Below are 19,328 nucleotides of genomic sequence, written 5' to 3'. Positions count from 1 at the left end.
GGCTGGCATGGCCCGTGCGATTCCCTGGGCGCCGGCGGGGGAGCTCGACGGCGAAGGCGACTGGCGCGCGGGCACGGCGCCCGGGCTCGGAGGTTTGTCATGGGATTGAACGTGGGTCTGCTGCGGGAGAGCTTCGAGCTGGTGATCGAGAGGGAGCCCAACCTCACACACCGCTTCTACGGCATCCTGTTCTCGCGATATCCGCAGGTGAAGCCGCTCTTCGGCCGCAACAGCGGGGAGCACCAGGAGAAGATGCTCGCCGAGGCGCTCGTCGCGGTCATCGACCGGCTGGAGGACGCGTCGTGGCTCGAGGAGAAGCTCATGGCGATGGGGGCCAAGCACGTCGACTACGGCGTCACGGACGCGATGTATCCCTGGGTCGCCGACGCCCTGATCTCCGCGATGGCCGAGGTCGCCGCCGACGACTGGACCCCCGCGCACCGGGAGGCCTGGTCGGACGCGCTCGGCGCCATCGCCTCGCTCATGCAGCGCGGAGCGCGGGCGTACTGCGCCGGCCGGCCCGAGGCGCAGGCGCCCGCGGCGCAGGCCGGCGGCTAGAGCGCCGGGCGCGTCACTCGCCCATCGCCTTGACCACGACGCGCTTGCGCCGCTTGCCGTCGAACTCGGCGTAGAAGATCTGCTGCCAGGGCCCGAGATCGAGCTTCCCCGCGGTGATGGGCACGATCACCTGGTGGTGCACGAGGATCGATTTGAGGTGGGCGTCGCCGTTGTCCTCGCCGGTCCGGTGGTGGTGGTAGTCGGGCCCCTCGGGGGCGAGCTGCTGGAGCCAGGCCCAGATGTCCTCCCAGAGGCCCGGCTCGTGGTCGTTCACGAACACGCCGGCGGTGATGTGCATGGCGCTCACGAGGACCATGCCCTCCCGGATGCCGCTCGCGGCGACGACGGCCGCGACGCGATCGGTGACGTTGATGAGCTCGCGCTTGGCCTTCGTCTCGAAGTAGAAATACTCGGTCTTCGACTTCATGGCTCCTCCCGCGCGCGCGTCACGGGGCGTGACGGAGCGCGCAATCAACGACCGCGCGGCCACGCGACCGCGCCGCCTGTCGCCGCGGGCGCGCGCCGGCTCCGGGGCTGCATAGCCCACCTTCCGGCGCGGCGCGAACCGCGTGCGGGCCCCGCGCCGAGGGGCTACGCTCGAGCGCCGTGAAGGCCGCGCGGCGACGGTTGATCCTCGACATCGTGGCGACCGACGCCACGTTCGAGCGCACGGAGATCCGCGGCCAACCGGCGTGGGTTGGCAAGTGCATCCATTGCCTGTCGCACGTCGTCGTCGGCCTCGACGGCGAGCCGATCCAGCGCGCGACGATCGAGCACATCGTCCCGCGCACGCACGGCGGGACGGACGCGCTCGACAACCTGGCGCTCGCGTGCGGCCGGTGCAATGCGCTGAAGGGAATGCGGCTCGACGTGCGGCGCCGCGACGACCCGAAGCTCCTCGCGGTCATCGAGCGGCTCCGGGAGCGCAAGGCGAGCCGCCTCCGCGGCGCCGGGACGTAGCGCGGCGACCCCGGGCGCGGGGGGCAGGGCGCTCGCCGCGCGGAGCTCAGGGGTAGAGGCGCTCGACGCGCCAGCCGTCGCCGTCGCGGAGGTAGACCACGCGGTCGTGCAGGCGGCTCTCCTGGCCGCGCCAGAACTCGATCCGCTCCGGCACCACGCGGTAGCCCCCCCAGAACGGCGGCCGGGGCACGGGCCCTCCCTCGAAGCGGGCCTCGATCTCGCGCACCCGCTCGAGGAGCGCCTCCCGGGAGGGCAGCGGCGCGCTCTGCCGCGACGCCCAGGCGCCGATCTGGCTGCCCCGCGGGCGGGTCTCGAAGTAGGCGTCCGACTCCGCGTCGCTGACCCGCTCGATGCGGCCCTCGACGCGGACCTGCTCGGCCGCCTTGGCCCAGTGGATGCACAGCGCGGCGAACGGGTTTGCCGCGATCTCCATCGACTTGCGGCTCTCGTAGTTGGTGAAGAACACGAACCCGCGATCGTCGATGCCCTTCAGCAGCACCATCCGCGCCGAAGGGCGCCCGGACGCGTCCGCGGTGGCCAGCGTCATGGCCGTCGCGTCGGTCGGTTCGGTGGTTTGCCGCTGCTCGAGGAGCTCGCGCGCGAGGACGAAGGGATCGGTCGGCTCGTTCGTCATGGTGAAATTGCGGCATTGATATACAAGCAGCGAGCGCGCGTGGCGAACTCGAACGGCCAGTTTCGGCCGCGCGGCCGCGCCGCTTCGGGGTGATCGCCGCGCGCGCCGGCGACGCCGCTGCCAGCGCGTCGAGGCGACGAGGCGCGCGCGGGGGGGATGAGGACGCGCGGCGTGAGGGCGCGGCGGCCATCCTTTCCGGGAAGGCCCGCGTTGTCGCGCACTCGGCGTTTTGATACTAGCGGAGATCCAGAGCGAGGGCGTGCATGGTCGCACCGGTCAACGTGGGGGACGTCCTCGCGGACAAATACGAGGTCGAGCGCGTCCTCGGCGAGGGCGGGATGGGCGTGGTGGTCGCCGCCCGCCACCGCCTGCTCGGCGAGCGGGTGGCCATCAAGTTCCTGCTGCCCCAGGCCCGCGAGCGCGCCGATCTCGTGGCCCGCTTCCTGCGCGAGGGGCAGGCCGCGGCGCGCATCCGGAGCGAGCACGTGACGCGCGTGTTCGACGTCGGCACGCTCGCGCGGGGCGAGCCCTACCTCGTGATGGAGTACCTCGAGGGGACCGACCTCAAGGCCCTCCTGCGCGATCGCGGTCCGCTCTCGGTCGAGCTCGCGTGCGACTACCTGCTGCAGGCGTGCGAGGCGCTGGCGGAGGCGCACGCGCTCGGCATCATCCATCGGGATCTGAAGCCGGGCAATCTGTTCCTCAGCCAGCGGGCCGACGGCAGCCCGCTCATCAAGGTCATCGACTTCGGCATCTCCAAGATGGCGCTCGCCGCGGAGAGCGCCGCGCCCAAGGCGCACGACATGACCGAGAGCTCGGCGATGCTGGGCTCGCCGCTCTACATGGCGCCCGAGCAGATGGTCTCCTCGAAGAGCGTCGACGCGCGCGCCGACGTCTGGTCGATGGGCGCGATCCTCTACCAGCTGCTCACGGGCGCCATACCCTTCGGGGGCGACTCCGTGATGCAGATCTACGACCGCATCCTGGAGGGGCCGCCGCGGCTCCGCGGGCTGCGCGCCGACGTGCCCGAGCGCCTCGAGCGCGCGGTGCAGCGCTGCCTCCAGCGGAACCCCGCCGATCGGTTCGGCAACATCGCCGAGCTCGCCGCCGAGCTGGCCCCGTTCGCGCCGCCCCACGCGCAGCACCTCGCCGAGCGCGCGGCCCGCGTGCTGCGGGTCCGCCTCGACGCGATCGGGGAGGGGGGCCGCGAGCTCGGGCGGCGCCCCCTCTCCACGGCGCCCGGGCCCGCCAGCGCGCCGCCGCCGCCCGGCGGCAGCTCCGGCGGCCGGGGCGTGCCGGCCGGCTCGGCGTGGGGCGCGCCCACGGCGCTCCTGACGGACGGCGCGGCCACGGATCGCTCCTGGGGCGGTACGCGCGCCTCGCCGGGCAGCGGCCGCGCCGGGGCGCGCGCCCTCGGGATCGCGGCGGCCATCGCCGCGGCGCTCCTGGGCGGCGCCGGGCTCGCATGGGTGTTCGCACTCCGCGCTCCGCCGGACGCCGCGCCCGGCGCGCCGACGGCCTCGTCGGCGCCGGAGGCATCGTCGCCGGGCGCCCCGGCGGAGCCCGCGACGGAGCCCGCGGCCGCCGGGCTCGCCGAGTTCCCCGACGGCGGCGCCGCGCTGCTGCCCGGGGCAAGCGCGACCGTGACCGTCAGCGCCCTCGGGACGGCGCGGCCGGCGGCGAGCGCGGCCGTTGCGCCGAAGCCGAGCGCATCGGCGAAGGCGACGCGGCCGCCCGGGCGGCCTTCGCCGTCGCCTCGGCCCGCGCCGTCCCGCCCGGACGATCTGTTTTCCGATCCGCGATGAGATCGCGTGCGCCCAGGAGAGGTCCCGTCTTGCTCTGCCATCGTCGTCCCCCGAGCACCTGTCCCGAGGCCGGCTGCCGTGCGGCGGCCTCCAGCGCGCCGCGGACCGGGGGCGCGCGCCTCCGCGCGCTCGCGCTCCTGTCGGCGCTCTCTGCGCTCACGGCGCTCGCGCCGGCCGCGCGCGCCGCGGAGCCCACCCGGGAGGAGCGCGCCGCCGCGGTCGCGCTGTTCGACGAGGGGCGCGCGCTGATGGCGGCGGGCAAGCACGCCGAGGCCTGCCCGAAGCTCGCCGAGAGCCACCAGATCGATCCGGGCATCGGCACCCTGTTCAACCTCTCCGACTGCTACGAGCGCATCGGCCGGATCGCGACGGCGTGGATCGGCTTCCGCGACGTCGCGGCCGCCGCGCTGTCGGCCGGCCAGACGGAGCGCGAGCGGGTGGCGCGCGGCCGGGCCGCCGCGCTCGAGCCGCGCCTCTCGCGGCTGCAGATCGTGGTCCCGAAGGAGGCGGCGATCTCCGGGCTCTCGCTCACGCGGGACGGCGTCGCCGTGGGGCGGGCGCTCTGGGGGACGGCGGTGCCGCTCGACCCAGGCGAGCATCGGATCGCCGCCGCGGCGCCCGGGCACACGCCGTGGGAGACGACGGTCGCGATCGACAAGCCGGGCGTGGTGAGCGTCGCCGTGCCCGCGCTCGAACGCGCGCCCGAGCCGGAGCCCGCCGCGCGCTCGAGCGCCGCGCCGGGCGCGACCGTCGCGCCGCCGCCGGCCCGTCCGCCGGCGGACACGCCGCCTCCGCCGCAGGGCGGGAGCCTCCGCAAGCCGATCGGCATGGTGGGGGTCGGGCTCGGCGTGGTCGGGCTCGGCGTCGGCACGGCGCTCGGCTTCGTGGCCAAGTCGACCTTCGACGAGTCCATCGAGGGCGGCCACTGCGACGAGGAGGGCCGCTGCATCGACCAGACGGGGCTCGATCTCCGCGACGACGCGGTCCGGATGGGCAACATCGGCACGGTGGTGTTCATCGCGGGGGCGGTGCTCGCGGCCGGCGGGGCGGTCCTCTGGATCACCGCGCCCTCTGCGCCCGACGCGGCGACGGCGTCCGGGGGCGGGCGCGGGCGGACGGACGGCGTGCCCTTTCGCGCGCGCGTCGGCCTCGGCCCTGGCAGCGCGTGGATCGCGGGATCGTTCTGAGCGGCGCGCGGGACGAGCGAAGATGGCAGATTCGTAATTGTCTGTCTCCGCGCTGAGCTCCGACGTACGGAGAGCCGTAGTGGCCCACGACGGCCGGTGAGCCCGGGCGGCGGCCCTCGCCGGCGGGATCCGTGCGTGCGGTGATCAGAAGAGCGGTGGGCGGGAATATAGCCCTGGCTTCGACCAGAAACGGATTCACGCGTACCGCTCTGCTTCAAATGTCTGCCTTGGAGAGATGGCCGTCGCACTGCCGGAGTGCCTCGGCCTGTCAGGCGCGTTCCGCCTGAACGGCGGATTGACCCCATGAGCAGCGCGATGCCGTTCGATACCGATCGATCGGCGCGACGCCCCTTCACTTCATCCCGGCGGCGACCCGTCGAGCGGGCTTATCGGCGGTCTTCGGTCCTGCGGGTGATGACCGCTGGGACTACGGGCCACGCTCTTTCGCCCGGGCAGTAGATCATGAGTGCGCCACGGCGCCTCTCATGTAGAATGCGCCTCATGAAAAAACAGCGTACGACCTTGGCTTTATGGATGGCTTTGACGCTCGGTGGCGGCGCGTGTCTCGCGCTGGGCACCGGCGCATGCGGCGATGACGGGGGGGACACGGGCTCCAGCAACGCGACCTCCGGCCCGGGGGGGAGCCAGGGCTCCACCGGCACGACGGGAACGGGGGCTGGGAGCGGGACGGGCGCTGGGCCTGCGACGACGACGAGCGGCTCCGGCGGCGCGGGCGGCGGCGCGACGACGGCGACCGGGACCACCACGACGGGACAGGGCGGCTCGGGCGGCGACGAGCCGCCGGCGTGCGACGCCACCGCGGCTCCCGATGTCGGGAAGCTGGCGCTCGCTCCCATCGTCACCAACTTGGACAAGCTGGTTTATGCCGCGCAGCCGAAGGGCTCGGACGACTGGTACCTCGTGCAGCAGACCGGTCAGATCCGCGTGTTCTCGGGCGGCGCGCTGCGCCCGGGGGTCTTCCTCGACGTGAGCAGCGAGATCCGGCTCCAGAGCGGCGCCTTCGACGACGAGCGCGGGCTCATCAGCATCGCGTTCCCGCCCGACTACGAGAGGAGCGGCAAATTCTACATCATGCTGACGCCGACCACGGGCACGAACATGAACCGCGATACGGTGCTCGAGTTCAAGCGCTCCGCCGGCGATCCCTACGTGGCCGATCCGACGCCCACGAAGACGATCCTGCGGCTCGACAGCTCGCAGGTGAACCACAACGGCGGCCATGTCGTGTTCGGGCCTGACGGCATGCTCTACGTCGGCACGGGCGACGGCGGCGGCTCCTGCAACAGCGACAAGCAGGGGGCACCGCAGGATCCGAACTCGCCGTTCGGCAAGATTCTGCGCCTCGATCCGAACGCTCCCGAGCCGTACGCCGCGGCCGGCAATCCCTTCCCGGGCGACGGCGCGCGGACATGGCATTATGGCCTGCGCAACCCGTATCGCTTCGGCTTCGATCGCGCGACGGGCGACCTCTACATCGGCGACGTCGGCCAGGACTCGTACGAGGAGGTCGACTACGTCCCCGCGGGCGTGTCGGGGCTGAACTTCGGCTGGGCGAAGTTCGAGGGCGACCACGAGGATACCTGCCGCGGGCGCACCCTGCGCGAGGGCTCGACGCACACCCGGCCCATCGTCGACATGGACCGGAGGGCGAGCGCGACGGGGCCGTTCCGCGATTACAAGTCGGTCATCGGCGGCTTCGTGTACCGGGGCACCGAGGTGCCTCAGCTCAAGGGCGTGTACCTGTTCGGCGATTACACCGGAGGGCGCATGGGCGCGCTCGTCCAGTGCGGGGACAAGACGTCGCCCCTCACGATCATCCTCAAGAACCCCGATCCGAACACGCCCAACGCTCCTGCGTTCGCGCGTCAGGGCGGGCTGCCGACCTTCGAGGGGCTCACCGCGATCGTCGAGGACAACGCCGGCGAGCTCTACTTCGTGGCGAACCGCAACAGCCTGGTGAAGATCGTCCCCGGGACGTGAGCGATCCCGATCACACCGCGGGCGCCGGATCTCCGGCGCCTCGCGTCGTGCCCTGCCTCTAGCGCGCGCCCGCCTCCGGGCGCGCGTCCCCGCTTCCGCGCGCCCGCCCATGCGCGCCCGCTGCGCCACCCTCACGGCAATCCGCCATCGTTGCAGCCGTCGTGCCGCGTCCGATCGCTGCCGGCGGAGCGCCCCCTACCGAGCGCCCAGCGGATGTGCTTCGCTTGCGCCGCTCATTCAGGAGGCTCCCCATGAAGAATGTCTTGACCGTGCTTGCGGCGCTCGGCGCCCTGTGTCTCGTCGGCTGCGAGGACAAGCCCCAGCAGGTGACGCCCGAGCCGCCGAAGGGCGCGACCACGACCGAGGCGGCGAAGGCCGCGCCCAAGGCGGCCGAGCCCGCGAAGGCGGCGCCGGTCGAGAGCGCCAAGCCGGCGAGCACCGGCGGCTGGTGATCGGCGCGGGGGCTCGGCCCGCTGCCCCGTGGCATCGACCCATGGCCGCGCGCCCCCTCGCGCTCGCGCTCTCGCTCGGCCTCGCCGCCGCGGCCTGCGACAGCCGCCCCGCGGCGCCGGCCCCCGGCGGCGGCCCCGATCCGCTCGAGCCGCTGCGGCGCTTCGAGGCGGCCCGTCGCGCCGCGGCCGACTTCTCCCGCCTGCCCAGCTCCGACCGGCTGCTCGGGCCCGATCCGATCGCGCTCCGCCCCGTGGATCCGCTGGGCCGCCCGGCCGCGCCGGGCGCGCCCGCGCTGCTCTCGCCGCTCCGCGGCCGCGACGCGCTCGTCTTGCTCGACGCCTCGCTGCGCGAGCTCTCCCGCGCCCCCGCGCCGACCTCGCCGACGGGGGTCGCGGTCATGCCCTCCGGCGAGTTCTTCGCGAGCGGCGAGGCGTCGCCCGCGCTCTTCCGCTACGTCGTGCGCGGCGCCTCGCTCGAGCCCGCGGGGCGCATCGAGCTCGCGGGCGTCCGCGGCGTCCGCGACGTCGCCGCCGGCCCCGAGGGGGTCCTCTACGCGCTCGACGAGCGCGCCGGCGCGCTCCTCACGCTGCGCCCCGGCCCTGTCCGCGCGGACGGGCGCCTCGAGGTCGAGCGCTGGGACGAGCCGATCGGCGCCGGCCCGTTCCGCGTCGTCCGGCTCGCGCGCCACCTCATCGTCGACTGCCTCCTCGACCACACGCTTGTCGTGCTCCCGGTCGGCGCGGACGGGCGCCCGCTCCCGGGCGGCGCGGCGCGCATCCGCCACGACGGCCCCATCTGGAGCTTCGACGCGGTCGAGACGGACGACGCCGGAGGCGGGCTCCTGCTCGCCGCAGGCGGGGTCGAGGATCGACCGCTCGACCGGACCGGCGGCTCGTTCGGCTACATCGACTCGTTCGTCTTCCTCTACCGCGTCGCCACCGGCGCCCGGCCCGAGGCGGCGCTGCTCTCGGCCGTGAACGTCTCGGAGCACGGCGTCCTCACCCCGAAGGCGATCGCGCTCTCGGCGCTCCCGTCCGGCGTGCGCGTGGTGGCGACCGGCTACGGCGGCGACCGCCGGGCCGAGCTCCTCTTCCGCGCCACGGACGCCGGCCTCTCGGCCGCGCCGGAGGTCTCCACGCGCCCGCTCGCCCCCGGCGTCGCCGCCATGGCCGCGCTGGGCGGCGGCGCCTTCGCCTACGCGAACCCCCTGCTCGACGCGTGGCTGCTCGACGCCGGCGGCGAGGGCGCCGCGGTCGCGAAGCGGCCGGTCCAGGACGGCGGCGAGGACGCCCGCGCCGAGGAGCTCCGCCTCGGGGAGGCGCTCTTCTTCACGTCGCTGATGGCGCCGTGGAACCGGACCGACGGCCCGCTCAGCCGGTTCACCTGCGAGACGTGCCACTTCGAGGGCTACGTCGACGGCCGCACACACCACACGGGCCGCGGCGACGTGCGCGCCACGACCAAGCCGCTGCTCGGCCTGTTCAACAACCGCCCCCACTTCTCCCGGGCCCTCGATCCGGACCTCACCACGATGGCGGACAACGAGTTCCGCGTCGCCGGCGCGCTGAGCGGCCACGACCCGTGGTTCTCCCTCTCCGCCGCCGACGCCCCGTGGCTCGCCGATCTCGGGCTGTCCGACGCCGCGCGCGCCGGGCTGCCCCCCGAGGCCCTCCGCCGCGCGCTCATGAGCTTCCTCATGGCGTTCTCGCACCGCGCGAACCCCGCGGTCCTCGGCCGCTCGAGCTTCACCCCGCTCGAGCGCGAGGGCGCCCGGGTGTTCCGGGACCGCTGCGCGCGCTGCCACGCGCCCGTGCTCCGCAGCGACGATCCCGGCTCCGCGGTGCCGTTCGAGCGCTGGGAGGAGCTCGTGCTCGCGCCCGAGGGGGCGATCGTGTGGGGCCGCGCCGGGTACGAGAAGACCGGCGTTGTGCCGTACGTGCACGAGGACGGCGCGCGGGTGCCGTCGCTGCGGCGGCTCTACAAGAAGCGGCCGTACTTCACGAACGGCTCCGCGAAGAGCCTGCGGCAGGTGCTCGAGCGGGCGCGCTTCCACGACGGGGGCGGCCGCGCCGACGCGCCGGTCGGCGCCGCGCCGGGCGCCTTCTTCCACGACGGCGCGCCCGCGGGCGAGGGCCTCACCGCGCTGGACGCCGCGGCGATCGAGGCGCTGCTCGCCTTCCTCGACCTGCTCTGACCGCGGCGCGCGCTGCGCTGACCATGCCGCGCGCGCCGGCCCGGAGCGCGCGGCACGCAGGCGCGCCTGTCCGCCTTTTTCGCGGCCGGCCGAGCCCCGGGCCCGCCCGCGCGGATCCCGCAGCATCGCCGCGCGATCCGCGGTAAATAGGCGAGATGCGACTTCACCCCACGTTCCCCCGCCCGTCGGCGGCGGCCATCGACAAGGCGCGCCGGCTCCTCGAGCGCGCGCTCGGCCCCTCCAAGGTCATCACGTCGGCCGAGGGATGCGCCGCGTACGCGGGGGACGAGTCGGATCAGCCGCCGGTCAGCCCGGACGCGGTCGTGCTCGCCTCCTCGCCGGCCGACATCGAGAAGGCGGTGCGGGCGGCGAGCGAGGCCGAGGTGCCGGTCGTGCCGCGCGCCGCCGGCAGCGGCAAGTCGGGCGGCGCGGTCCCCGTGGCGGGCGGCATCGTCATCGCCACGATCGGCATGAACTCCATCAAGGAGATCAGCCGGGAGGAGCAGGTCGCGGTCGTCGAGCCGGGCGTCATCCTCGCCGACCTGCACGCGGCCGTCGAGGCCGAGGGGCTCTTCTACCCGCCCGACCCGAACTCGCTCAAGATGTGCGCCCTCGGCGGCAACATCGCCGAGAACGCCGGCGGCCCGCGCGCCTTCAAGTACGGCGTCACGCGCGAGTACGTGCTCGGGCTCGACGCGATCCTCGTCGACGGCACGCGCCTCCGCACCGGCCGGCGCACGGTGAAGGGCGTGACGGGCTACGACGTCACGGCGCTGCTCGTCGGCAGCGAGGGGACGCTGGCGATCACGACGGAGGCGACGCTCCGGCTCATCGCGAAGCCCCCGTCGGTCATGACGCTGCTCTGCCTGTTCCCGGACGTGCGCGCGAGCGGGCGCGCCGTGAGCGCCCTCGTCGCCGCCGGCGTCGTGCCGCGCTGCCTCGAGCTGCTCGACCGCTCGACGCTCGACGCGGTCCGGGCGCGCGGCGTCGGCGTCGACGAGCGCGCGGGCGCGATGCTGATCATCGAGGTCGACGGCGAGCCCGCGGACTGCGAGGTCCAGACCGAGCGGGTGGGGCAGGTCTGCATGGACGCCGGGGCGCTCGACGTGCTCGTCGCGCAGGACAAGGCGCAGCGCGACCGGCTCTGGGAGGCGCGCCGCCAGCTCTCGCCCACGACGCGCGCCATGGCGCGCCACAAGATCTCGGAGGACGTCGTGGTCCCGCGCGACAAGATCCCGGCGCTGCTCGACGAGGTCGCGGAGATCTCGGCGGCGACCGGCGTCCGCATGCTGACGTACGGCCACGCCGGCGACGGCAACCTCCACGTCAACCTGCTCTGGAACGATCCGGAGCTCGTCCCCCAGGTGGAGACGGCGCTTTCGCGCCTGTTCCGCGCGGTGATCGGCATGCGCGGCACGCTGAGCGGCGAGCACGGCATCGGGACGTCGAAGGCCGAGTTCCTCGCGCTCGAGCAGTCGCCGGAGCTCATCGCCATCGAGCGCAGGATCAAGGCGGTGTTCGACCCGAAGGGCCTGCTCAACCCGCACAAGATCTTCCCGCGGCGCGCGCTCACCGCGGCCGAGCGGGGCGAGCGCGACGGCGCGGCCGAGCGCGCGCCGGGCTTCCCGACCCACGTCGCGGCGCCGTCGCACGGGGCGTGCTGAGCCGATGCGGGTCCTCGGCATCGATCCCGGGTCGCGCCACCTCGGCTGGGGCCTGCTCGTCCGGCAGGGCACGCGCGTCGAGCACGTCGCGCACGGCGTCATCGACATCGACACGAGCGGGACGTTCGCCGGCCGGCTGGTGGAGATCGACGACGAGCTCGGGAAGGTGATCGCCGCGCACGCGCCCGACGCGGCGGCGGTGGAGAGCCTGTTCTTCGCGAAGGACGCGCAGAGCGCGGCGAAGCTCGGCCACGCGCGCGGCGTCGTGCTGCTCCGGCTGGCGCGCGCCGGCGTGCCGATCTCGGAGTACCCGCCGGCGCTGGTGAAGCGGACCATCGTCGGCCGCGGCGCGGCCGAGAAGGCGCAGGTGGCGCAGGTGATGACCGCGGTCCTGCGGCTCGCCGCGCCCCCGCGGCCGGACGCGGCGGACGCGCTCGCCATCGCGATGACCCACCTCAGCGCCGCGGGCTTCGCGGCGGCGCTGGCGGCGTCCGGCGCGCCCGCCCCGTCCCGGGCCCGGCCGCGGCGGGCGCGCCTCGGCTGAGCGCGGCCCGGCCGCGCGCGGCGGCCCGGCTCGACGCGGCCCCGCGGGCGCGACCGAGGCGGTCCGGGCGCACACACCGTGTGCTATGGAGCCTGCATCGGACGCGCCCGCGCCGCGTCCAAAGTGAAAAGTTGCGGCGCGCCCCGGCTTCAGCGAGGGCGGCGGTCGCCGGGGGGACCGGCGGTGATCACCGGTGCCCCTGTCTCACGAAGCGCGGAGGCGACACGCCTCTGGACATCAAAGGAGATCGGGAAGGATGACGCGAACCTCACTTTACCGCCTGGTCGCCGCGTGCCTCATCGGGCTGGCGGCGCCTGTCACGGCCGTGCTCGCGACGCCCGGCGAGTCCCAGGCCGCGGGCCCCACCGCCGAAGAGCTCGGCAGGCGCGTCCAGCAGTTCTACGACTCCACGAAGACCTTCAAGGCGAGCTTCACGCAGACCTACACGATCAAGGTCCAGGACGTGAAGAAGGTCTCCACCGGCAAGGTGATCTTCGAGAAGCCCGGCAAGATGAGCTGGGTCTACGACGCGCCGAACGGCAACCGCGTCGTGTCCGACGGCGAGACGATCAAGGTCTACGAGAAGGACAACGAGCAGATGTTCGAGACGCCGGTGAAGGGCTCGCAGTACCCGGCGGCGCTCGCGTTCCTGATGGGCAAGGGCCAGCTCACGAAGGATTTCTCGCTCCGCCTGCTCGACCCGGCGCAGATGAAGTTCGAGGGCGGCTATGTCCTCGAGGGGACGCCGAAGGAGGCGACCCCCGCCTATCAGAAGATGCTCCTCTACGTCGACGGGCAGACCAACCAGGTGCGCCGCGTGCTGATCCTCGACGCGCAGGGCAACCGGAACCGGTTCGACTTCGCATCGCCGGTCGTCAACCAGCCTGTCGCCAAGAACGAGTTCGATTTCTCGCCCCCTCCCGGCACGCGCGTCGTCCGCCCCTGACGCCATCCCGGCGCGCGGCGGTCGCCGCCGCGTGCCGCCGCCGACAGCTCGAGGAAGCGGAGCGTCACGGCGCCCGCGCTCCTCGCCGAGCGCTCCTCGCCGAGCGTGCCGCGCCGGATGCCCCAGGGAGGTATGCCCGGCGCGTCCCGGCGTGGTAGAAATATCGTGTGATGCTTCGATCCGGCGGGCGTGAACGACAGCTCCGAGACTGCCGTTGCCCGCCGCGGATCGTCGCCGCTCCTGGCGGCTCCATGCGTGCGGTGGGGGTCCGTCTCGGCTGAGCGGTCACCCGCTGTCACGAGGATTTCGCGAGAGCGCTCAAGCCATGGACAACGCCCACGGACACCGTCCCGATTTCCGCGGCCCGCCGCAGCAACCCCGGCCGGCGGAGCGCCCGAACGAGCACGCCCAGCCCGGCGGCGGGCAGGTTCGCCCGGGGTATCCGGCGCACGGCGCGGGGCAGCACTCCCCGGGACAGCCGCCGCACTGGCCGCAGGGGCATGGGTCGGCGCCGCAGGGGCATGGGTCGGCGCCGCAGGGCTACGGGCCGGCGCCGCAGGGCTACGGGCAGGCGCCGCAGGGCTACGGGCAGGCGCCGCAGGGCTACGGGCAGGCGCCGCAGGGCTACGGGCAGGCGCCGCAGGGCTACGGGCAGGCGCCGCAGGGCTACGGGCAGGCGCCGCAGGGCTACGGGCCGGCGCCGCAGGGCTACTGGCCCCCGGCCCGTGCGCCGATGCCAGCGCACGGCCCTGGCCCGCAGCACGGCGTTCCCTCTCCGCACGGCCACGCGCAGCCTGCGCCCGCGCATCCCCACGCTGCTGGCTACCCTGCGGTCATGCGGGCGGCGCGAAGGCCCGACCCGGACCGGCGGCGGCGCATCGCCGGGCTGTGGCTGTGGGCCAACGGCATCATCGCGGGCGCGGTCCTCAACGTGATCTTCACGCTCTTCGGCGTGATCGAGTCCGGGGGGAGCATGCTCGGCGCCATGGTCGTCGGAGCGCTCTTCGCGTTCCCGCCGCTCGTCCTCTACCTCTTCGTCCCGATGGTCATCGATCGGTACGATCCGGAGCCGTGGTGGTGCCTGCTGATGGCGTTCCTGTGGGGCGCGCTCGCGGCGACCGGCTTCTCGATCCTGATCAACACCGGCGTGCACGTCGGCGTCTCCAGCAGCTTCGGCGAGCCGATGGGCGAGCTCGTCAGCGCGTCGGTCAGCGCCCCGTTCGCGGAGGAGCTCTTCAAGGGGCTCGGCGTGTTCGGCTTCTTCTACTTCTTGCGCCGCGAGTTCGACGGCATCGTCGACGGCATCATCTACGCCACGTTCTGCGCGCTCGGCTTCGCCGCGGTGGAGAACGTGCTGTACTACGCGCGCGCCTCGATGCAGGGCAGCGACGTGCTCGCCGGCACCTTCGTCCTGCGCGGCGTGTTCACGCCCTGGCTCCACCCGCTGTTCACGTCGATGACCGGGATCGGCTTCGGCCTCGCCCGGGAGTCGTCGAAGACCTGGGTGCGCGTCGCGGCCCCGATCGGCGGCTACCTGCTCGGCGTCGCGCTGCACGCGGTGTGGAACTTCCTCCCGACCGCGCTGGGCCGCGCGATGGGGGATCTCTTCATGCCGTGGCTGCTGCTCTGGCTGTGCTTCGTCGCGTCGTTCTTCGGGATCATCGTGGCGCTCGTCATCCGCAAGGGCTGGGTGATCCGGGATCATCTGCGCGACGAGGTCGCGCTCGGCATGCTCACCCAGGACGAGCTCGAGCTCGTCTGCTCGCCGATCGGGCGGCTCCGGTGCACCCTCGGCTGGCGCGGGGCTACCGGGCGGAGCTTCATCCGCGCCGGCGCGCGGCTCGCGCTCAGCAAGTGGCACACGGCGCGCGCGCTGGAGGGCCGCAACCGGACGCTCAGCGCCGACTTCATCGGCCCGCTCCGGCACGAGATCGCGCAGCTCCGGCAAGAGCTCCTAGCCCGCGCCCCCCGCTGAGCGGCGGTCCTCCGCTTCGGATACGGGCCCACCTCGACGTTTTCGGTGCTCAGCGCACTGGAGTGCGCCTCCGCGCCGAAAACGCCGATCTGGGCCCGTCTCCTGTGCGGAGGACCGCCGCTCTGGATCGCCGGCTCCGGAGTGCGCCTCCGCGCCGAAAACGCCGATCTGGGCCCGTCTCCTGTGCGGAGGACCGCCGCTCGGGAGCGCGGCTTGCGGTCAGCTCTGCGAGCCGTTCGTCTCGTCTGCGCTCGGCCGCGCGGCGGCCTGGGCGGCGCGGTCCTCGCGCCGCTGCACGGGCTTCGCGGGGATGCCGACGACCGTCGTGTTCGGCGCGACGTCGTGCACGACCACGGCGTTGGCGCCGATCCGGGCGCCGTCGCCCACCGTGACGCCGCCGACGATCTTCGCGCCGGCGCCGATGAAGAGATCGCTCCCGAGCACCGGCGTCTGCCGCCGATCGGCGCCGATCGTCACCTGGTGCTCGATGAGCACGTTCGAGCCGCCGCGGACGTTGCCGTTGATGACGACGCCGTTCGAGTGGATCAGCACGAACCCAGGCCCGAAGTCCGCGCCGCGCCCGATGACGCAGCCGCCGGCGAGGTTCGTCGCCTTGTTCAGCAGCATCTCGACCACGGGCATCCGGTGGGTCCGCGCGGCCTGCGTGAACCGGTAGAGGACCATCGCCGCCGTGCCGTCCGTCGCCAGCGTCTTCAGGATCGTCGGCCATGGATCGCTGCCGTAGCACCATGTCGCCTTCTTGCGCACGTCGGCAGCGATGAGTCGCAAAGTCCGCAGCATCCCCGCGAGACTAGCGCATCTCGCCCCGCCGGTGCGACCTTTCGCCGCGCGCCCGCGCGCGTGGCCGGCTGGCCCCTTCACGACGAACTGCGGCGCATTCTCTCCGGAGAAAGCGACGCACCGCGCTGTTGCCATCCGGTCATCTGCCCGTCACATCGCTCGGGTACACGCGCTATTCAGCATGGCGCGGATTTTGGTCATCGAGGACGAGCCGGCGCTCCAGAAGGTGCTCGATTACAACCTCAGGCAAGCCGGGCATGAGGTGCTCCTCGCGGGGCAGGGCGGTCAGGGGGTCCGGCTGGCCGTGGACCAGCGGCCCGACCTCGTCTTGCTCGATCTCATGTTGCCCGACATCTCGGGCACCGAGGTGTGCCGCGCTCTCCAGCAGAGCGAGGGCACCCAGCGGATCCCCGTGATGATCGTCTCGGCGCGCGGGGACGAGGTCGACCGCATCGTCGGCTTCGAGCTCGGCGCCGTCGATTACGTCGTCAAGCCGTTCAGCGTGCGAGAGCTCGTGCTGCGCGTGCAGGCCGTGCTCCGCCGCGCGAAGTCCTCCGGGGACGGGGAGCGGAGCATCGAGTTCGGCTGCCTCCGCATCGACGAGGGCGCCCATCGCGTGTGGGTCGATCGCGAGGAGGTCGAGCTGACGCTCCTCGAGTTCAAGCTCCTCGTCGCGCTGTACGAGGCGCGCGAGCGCGTGCAGACCCGCACCGCGCTCCTCGACGGCGTCTGGGGCATCGACGTGAGCATCACGACGAGGACCGTGGACACCCACGTCAAGCGGCTGCGCGACAAGCTGCGCCGCGCCGGCGATTACATCCAGACCGTCCGCGGCATCGGCTATCGATTCGCTTCCTCGCCCGACGTGCCCGAGAGCCGCAGCGCCTGATCGCCATATCGGGAAATTCCCGGCAATCGTTGCCACCACGTCATTCTGACGTAACGAAAACTGCGTACCGTGTGCGTGTTGGTTCACAGCATGGGCCAACCCATTGAAGCCGGCTGCGCTTGCCTGAGCTCAGGTGGAGCTCTGGCTTTTTCGCCAGCCGGCGTCCGGAGCCTCGATGCACCTGGAGACGTGGAATGCGGGGGAGGTCGACCCTGACCGAGCGAGGCGGCTCGCGATCGGGTATGCGGCTGGGCTCCTGCTCTTCGCGGGCATTGCGCTCCTCGCCGCCCGCCTGAGCGGCGCCATTCAACCTCCTCCGCCCGAGGAGGAGGTCGTCGACGTCAAGCTCGCTGCCCGGGTCCCCGAGGCGCCGCCCCCCGCGCCGGCGCCGGCGCCCCCGCCGCCGGCGGCCGAGGCCCCGGCGCCTCGCCCCGCGACGCCCCGGCGCCCGGCGCTGGTCGCGCCGACCGCCGTGCCGAAGGAGGCGCCGCCCGAGGCCGACCCGAGCGAGGCCAAGGCGAGCGACGATGACACCTACGGAGAGCCGGGCGGCGCGCCGGGCGGCGTGCCCGGCGGGGTCCCCGGCGGTACGGGGACGGCCGCCGTGACGGCAGCGCCGCCGCCGCCTCCACCGCCGCCTCCACCGCCGCCGCCGCAGAGGGGGCCCATTCACCTGCCCGAGAACGCGACGCCGCCGGTCGCGCTCTCCTGCCCGCCGTCCGTCCCCCCGGAAGCCGCGCTGAGCGCGGGGGTGGAAGCGACCGTGGCCGTCCGGTTCGTGGTCACCGAGACGGGCGAGGTCACGAATGTCTCCATCGTCCGCGGCCACCCCCTCTTCAACGACGCGGTCCTCGCGGCGATGAAGACGTGTCGCTACAAGCCGGCGATCTCCGAGGGGAAGCCGGTGTCCGTCTGGAGGACGATTCCATTCCGCTTCAAGGCGAAGCGGTGATTTCCAGCGCACGGCCGCGGAGGCGGCCTCTCGCGAGAGGAACGAAGGAGTAGAGTCATGATGCAGTTCGATCTCGGGCACATCTGGGCGAGCATGGGCCTCCTGAGCAAGCTCGTCGCGTTCGCCCTCGTGCTCATGGCGCTGGCGAGCGTCGCCGTCGTGGTCGAGCGGCTCATCGCCCTCGCCCGTCAGGCGTCCGAGACCCGACGCTTCGCGACCGAGGCGCGGCCGGTGATGGAGGCGTGGGACACCGCGCGGCTCGTGCAGATCGCCGGCCAGTACGAGCGATCGGCGCTCGCGCGGATCGTCGCGGCGGCGGTGCGCCGGTTCCAGCGCGCCCTCGACGCCGGCGAGGGCGGCGTGCCCCCGGTGGAGCTCGCGCGCCGCGAGGTGTCGCGGCGCCGCGAGGCGATCTCGGCCGATCTGCGCCGCGGCCTCTCGGTGCTCGCCACGGTCGGCTCCGTGGCCCCCTTCGTCGGGCTGCTCGGCACGGTCATCGGCATCATCACCGCCTTCCAGACCATCGCGTCGACCGGCTCGGGCGGCCTCGGCGCCGTGAGCGCCGGCATCGCCGAGGCGCTCATCGTCACCGCCCTCGGGCTCGGGGTCGCCATCCCGGCGGTGCTTTGCTTCAACTACCTCACCACCCGCATCGCAGCGGTGGAGCTCGCGCTCGAGCGCAGCGCGGGTGAGCTCATCGACGAGATGGAGAACGAGCATGGGCGTTCAAGTGGAGAGCAAGCGTTCGAGTCGGCAGCAGCCTGAGCCGGAGATCAACGTCACGCCGCTCGTCGACGTGGTGCTCGTGCTCCTCATCATCTTCATGGTCATCGCCCCCCAGATGGAGCACGGCGAGCGGGTCGAGCTCCCGGCGGTCTTCCAGCCGGATCCGAAGTCGAAATCGAAGCTCGACCCCATCTACGTGACGATCACCGGCGCCGGCACCGTGTTCCTGGAGAAGGAGGCGGTCGCCGATCTGCCGGCGCTCGGCGAGCGGCTGCGGGCCATCCGCGCCGCGGAGCCGGAGCGCCGGGTGGTCATCAAGGGCGACTCCTCCGCGAAGTACGGCCGCGTGCGGGAGACCTTCGCGCTGTGCCAGGAGGTCGGCTTCGCCGGCATCTCGCTGCAGGTGAGCCAGCGCGGCGGCGGGGCCTCCCCGGCGCCGGAGGAGGGATAGCGCCGTGGGGATGAGCGCTCCGCAGGGCGGCGCCAGGAAGGGCGGCGTCGCGCCGAGCATGAACGTGACGCCGCTCGTCGACGTGGTGCTCGTGCTCCTCATCATCTTCATGGTCGTCACGCCGCTGCTCGCGAAGCAGCTCTGGCTGAACCTGCCCAGGAAGGACGACACAGCGAGGCTCTCGCCGCCGCCCGACGACGCCGCGAGGCCCGTGGTGCTCACGGTGGATGAGCGCGGCGTCATCCGCATCAACCAGACCGAGGTGCAGCGCGGCGAGCTGAAGGAGCGGCTCGCCCGCATCTTCGCGGCGCGCTCGGACGACGTGCTGTACTTCGACGCAGAGGACGAGGCCGCCTACGCGGTCGCGGTGGAGGCCATGGACGCCGCGCGCATGGGCGGGGCGAAGACGATCGCCGTCCTGACAGAGAAGACCGGGCGCTGAGCCGGCGCGGCGCGCGGCCCGGATGAAGCGCCGAGCGGGCGCGCGGGGGCAGACGCCCCGCGGCGCGCTCGCGGCGCGGTGCACAGGAGAGGGTGGCGGGGAGCTGGCTCTCCGCCGTCCTCATCGGCGGGCGCAGGTGCGCCCAG

19 protein-coding genes are annotated in these 19,328 nt (G+C 73.5%); 16 read left to right on the top strand and 3 right to left on the bottom strand.

The window, feature by feature from the left end; genetic code table 11:
• The first annotated feature begins 99 nt into the window (after positions 1 to 99).
• A complete protein-coding gene (locus WME83_RS31200; protein WP_437313352.1) occupies positions 100 to 558 on the top strand; it encodes a globin domain-containing protein in 459 nt (152 codons plus the stop codon).
• A 13-nt stretch (positions 559 to 571) separates the two neighbouring features.
• Here WME83_RS31200 and WME83_RS31195 read toward each other — a convergent pair whose 3' ends face one another.
• Positions 572 to 985, bottom strand: a complete 414-nt coding sequence (locus WME83_RS31195) for a secondary thiamine-phosphate synthase enzyme YjbQ (protein WP_437313351.1) — start codon at positions 983 to 985, stop codon at positions 572 to 574.
• Between the two features lie 179 nt (positions 986 to 1,164).
• Between WME83_RS31195 and WME83_RS31190 the strand changes: the two genes are divergently transcribed.
• Entirely contained in the window at positions 1,165 to 1,518 is a 354-nt protein-coding gene (locus WME83_RS31190; protein WP_437313350.1) for an HNH endonuclease, read from the top strand.
• Between the two features lie 46 nt (positions 1,519 to 1,564).
• On the opposite strand, the gene pdxH is transcribed toward WME83_RS31190, so the two are convergent.
• On the bottom strand, positions 1,565 to 2,182 hold the full coding sequence (gene pdxH, locus WME83_RS31185) for a pyridoxamine 5'-phosphate oxidase (RefSeq protein WP_437322068.1): 618 nt from the start codon (positions 2,180 to 2,182) through the stop codon (positions 1,565 to 1,567).
• A 233-nt stretch (positions 2,183 to 2,415) separates the two neighbouring features.
• Between pdxH and WME83_RS31180 the strand changes: the two genes are divergently transcribed.
• The 9 genes from WME83_RS31180 to WME83_RS31140 all read left to right on the top strand — a co-directional run bounded on the left by WME83_RS31180 (position 2,416) and on the right by WME83_RS31140 (position 14,921).
• Complete coding sequence (locus WME83_RS31180; RefSeq protein WP_437313349.1) at positions 2,416 to 3,957, top strand: serine/threonine-protein kinase; 1,542 nt, start codon at positions 2,416 to 2,418, stop codon at positions 3,955 to 3,957.
• 29 nt (positions 3,958 to 3,986) lie between these two features.
• On the top strand, positions 3,987 to 5,144 hold the full coding sequence (locus tag WME83_RS31175; RefSeq protein WP_437313348.1) for a hypothetical protein: 1,158 nt from the start codon (positions 3,987 to 3,989) through the stop codon (positions 5,142 to 5,144).
• Positions 5,145 to 5,678: 534 nt separating this feature from the next.
• Positions 5,679 to 7,145: a PQQ-dependent sugar dehydrogenase gene (locus WME83_RS31170; protein ID WP_437313347.1), complete on the top strand. Its 1,467-nt coding sequence runs from the start codon at positions 5,679 to 5,681 to the stop codon at positions 7,143 to 7,145.
• Positions 7,146 to 7,396: 251 nt separating this feature from the next.
• Positions 7,397 to 7,597 carry a hypothetical protein gene (locus tag WME83_RS31165; RefSeq protein WP_437313346.1) on the top strand — a complete coding sequence of 67 codons (201 nt, stop codon included), beginning with the start codon at positions 7,397 to 7,399 and terminating at the stop codon, positions 7,595 to 7,597.
• Positions 7,598 to 7,638: 41 nt separating this feature from the next.
• Complete coding sequence (locus tag WME83_RS31160; RefSeq protein ID WP_437313345.1) at positions 7,639 to 9,792, top strand: hypothetical protein; 2,154 nt, start codon at positions 7,639 to 7,641, stop codon at positions 9,790 to 9,792.
• A gap of 155 nt (positions 9,793 to 9,947) precedes the next feature.
• Positions 9,948 to 11,456 carry an FAD-binding oxidoreductase gene (locus tag WME83_RS31155; protein ID WP_437313344.1) on the top strand — a complete coding sequence of 503 codons (1,509 nt, stop codon included), beginning with the start codon at positions 9,948 to 9,950 and terminating at the stop codon, positions 11,454 to 11,456.
• 4 nt (positions 11,457 to 11,460) lie between these two features.
• Entirely contained in the window at positions 11,461 to 12,000 is a 540-nt protein-coding gene (ruvC, locus tag WME83_RS31150; RefSeq protein WP_020738074.1) for a crossover junction endodeoxyribonuclease RuvC, read from the top strand.
• 256 nt (positions 12,001 to 12,256) lie between these two features.
• A complete protein-coding gene (locus WME83_RS31145) occupies positions 12,257 to 12,946 on the top strand; it encodes a LolA family protein (RefSeq protein ID WP_437313343.1) in 690 nt (229 codons plus the stop codon).
• Between the two features lie 325 nt (positions 12,947 to 13,271).
• On the top strand, positions 13,272 to 14,921 hold the full coding sequence (locus tag WME83_RS31140) for a PrsW family glutamic-type intramembrane protease (protein ID WP_437313342.1): 1,650 nt from the start codon (positions 13,272 to 13,274) through the stop codon (positions 14,919 to 14,921).
• Positions 14,922 to 15,140: 219 nt separating this feature from the next.
• On the opposite strand, the gene WME83_RS31135 is transcribed toward WME83_RS31140, so the two are convergent.
• A complete protein-coding gene (locus WME83_RS31135; RefSeq protein ID WP_080682371.1) occupies positions 15,141 to 15,710 on the bottom strand; it encodes a serine O-acetyltransferase in 570 nt (189 codons plus the stop codon).
• 193 nt (positions 15,711 to 15,903) lie between these two features.
• Between WME83_RS31135 and WME83_RS31130 the strand changes: the two genes are divergently transcribed.
• From WME83_RS31130 to WME83_RS31110, 5 genes are all read left to right on the top strand, one after another.
• Positions 15,904 to 16,611: a response regulator gene (locus WME83_RS31130; RefSeq protein WP_437313341.1), complete on the top strand. Its 708-nt coding sequence runs from the start codon at positions 15,904 to 15,906 to the stop codon at positions 16,609 to 16,611.
• Between the two features lie 175 nt (positions 16,612 to 16,786).
• On the top strand, positions 16,787 to 17,563 hold the full coding sequence (locus WME83_RS31125) for an energy transducer TonB (protein ID WP_437313340.1): 777 nt from the start codon (positions 16,787 to 16,789) through the stop codon (positions 17,561 to 17,563).
• Positions 17,564 to 17,620: 57 nt separating this feature from the next.
• Positions 17,621 to 18,328: a MotA/TolQ/ExbB proton channel family protein gene (locus WME83_RS31120; protein WP_129577651.1), complete on the top strand. Its 708-nt coding sequence runs from the start codon at positions 17,621 to 17,623 to the stop codon at positions 18,326 to 18,328.
• Positions 18,282 to 18,740, top strand: coding sequence for an ExbD/TolR family protein (locus WME83_RS31115; protein ID WP_437313339.1), 459 nt, complete (start codon positions 18,282 to 18,284; stop codon positions 18,738 to 18,740). Before WME83_RS31120 ends, WME83_RS31115 begins: the two co-directional genes overlap by 47 nt.
• Before the next feature lie 10 nt (positions 18,741 to 18,750).
• Positions 18,751 to 19,182 carry an ExbD/TolR family protein gene (locus WME83_RS31110; RefSeq protein ID WP_437313338.1) on the top strand — a complete coding sequence of 144 codons (432 nt, stop codon included), beginning with the start codon at positions 18,751 to 18,753 and terminating at the stop codon, positions 19,180 to 19,182.
• Positions 19,183 to 19,328 lie beyond the last annotated feature (146 nt).

Origin of the sequence: Sorangium sp. So ce385 (assembly GCF_051474135.1) — a bacterium.
GTDB classification, from domain to species: domain Bacteria; phylum Myxococcota_A; class Polyangia; order Polyangiales; family Polyangiaceae; genus Sorangium; species Sorangium cellulosum_D.
This window is presented reverse-complemented; position numbering and strand designations above follow the sequence as displayed.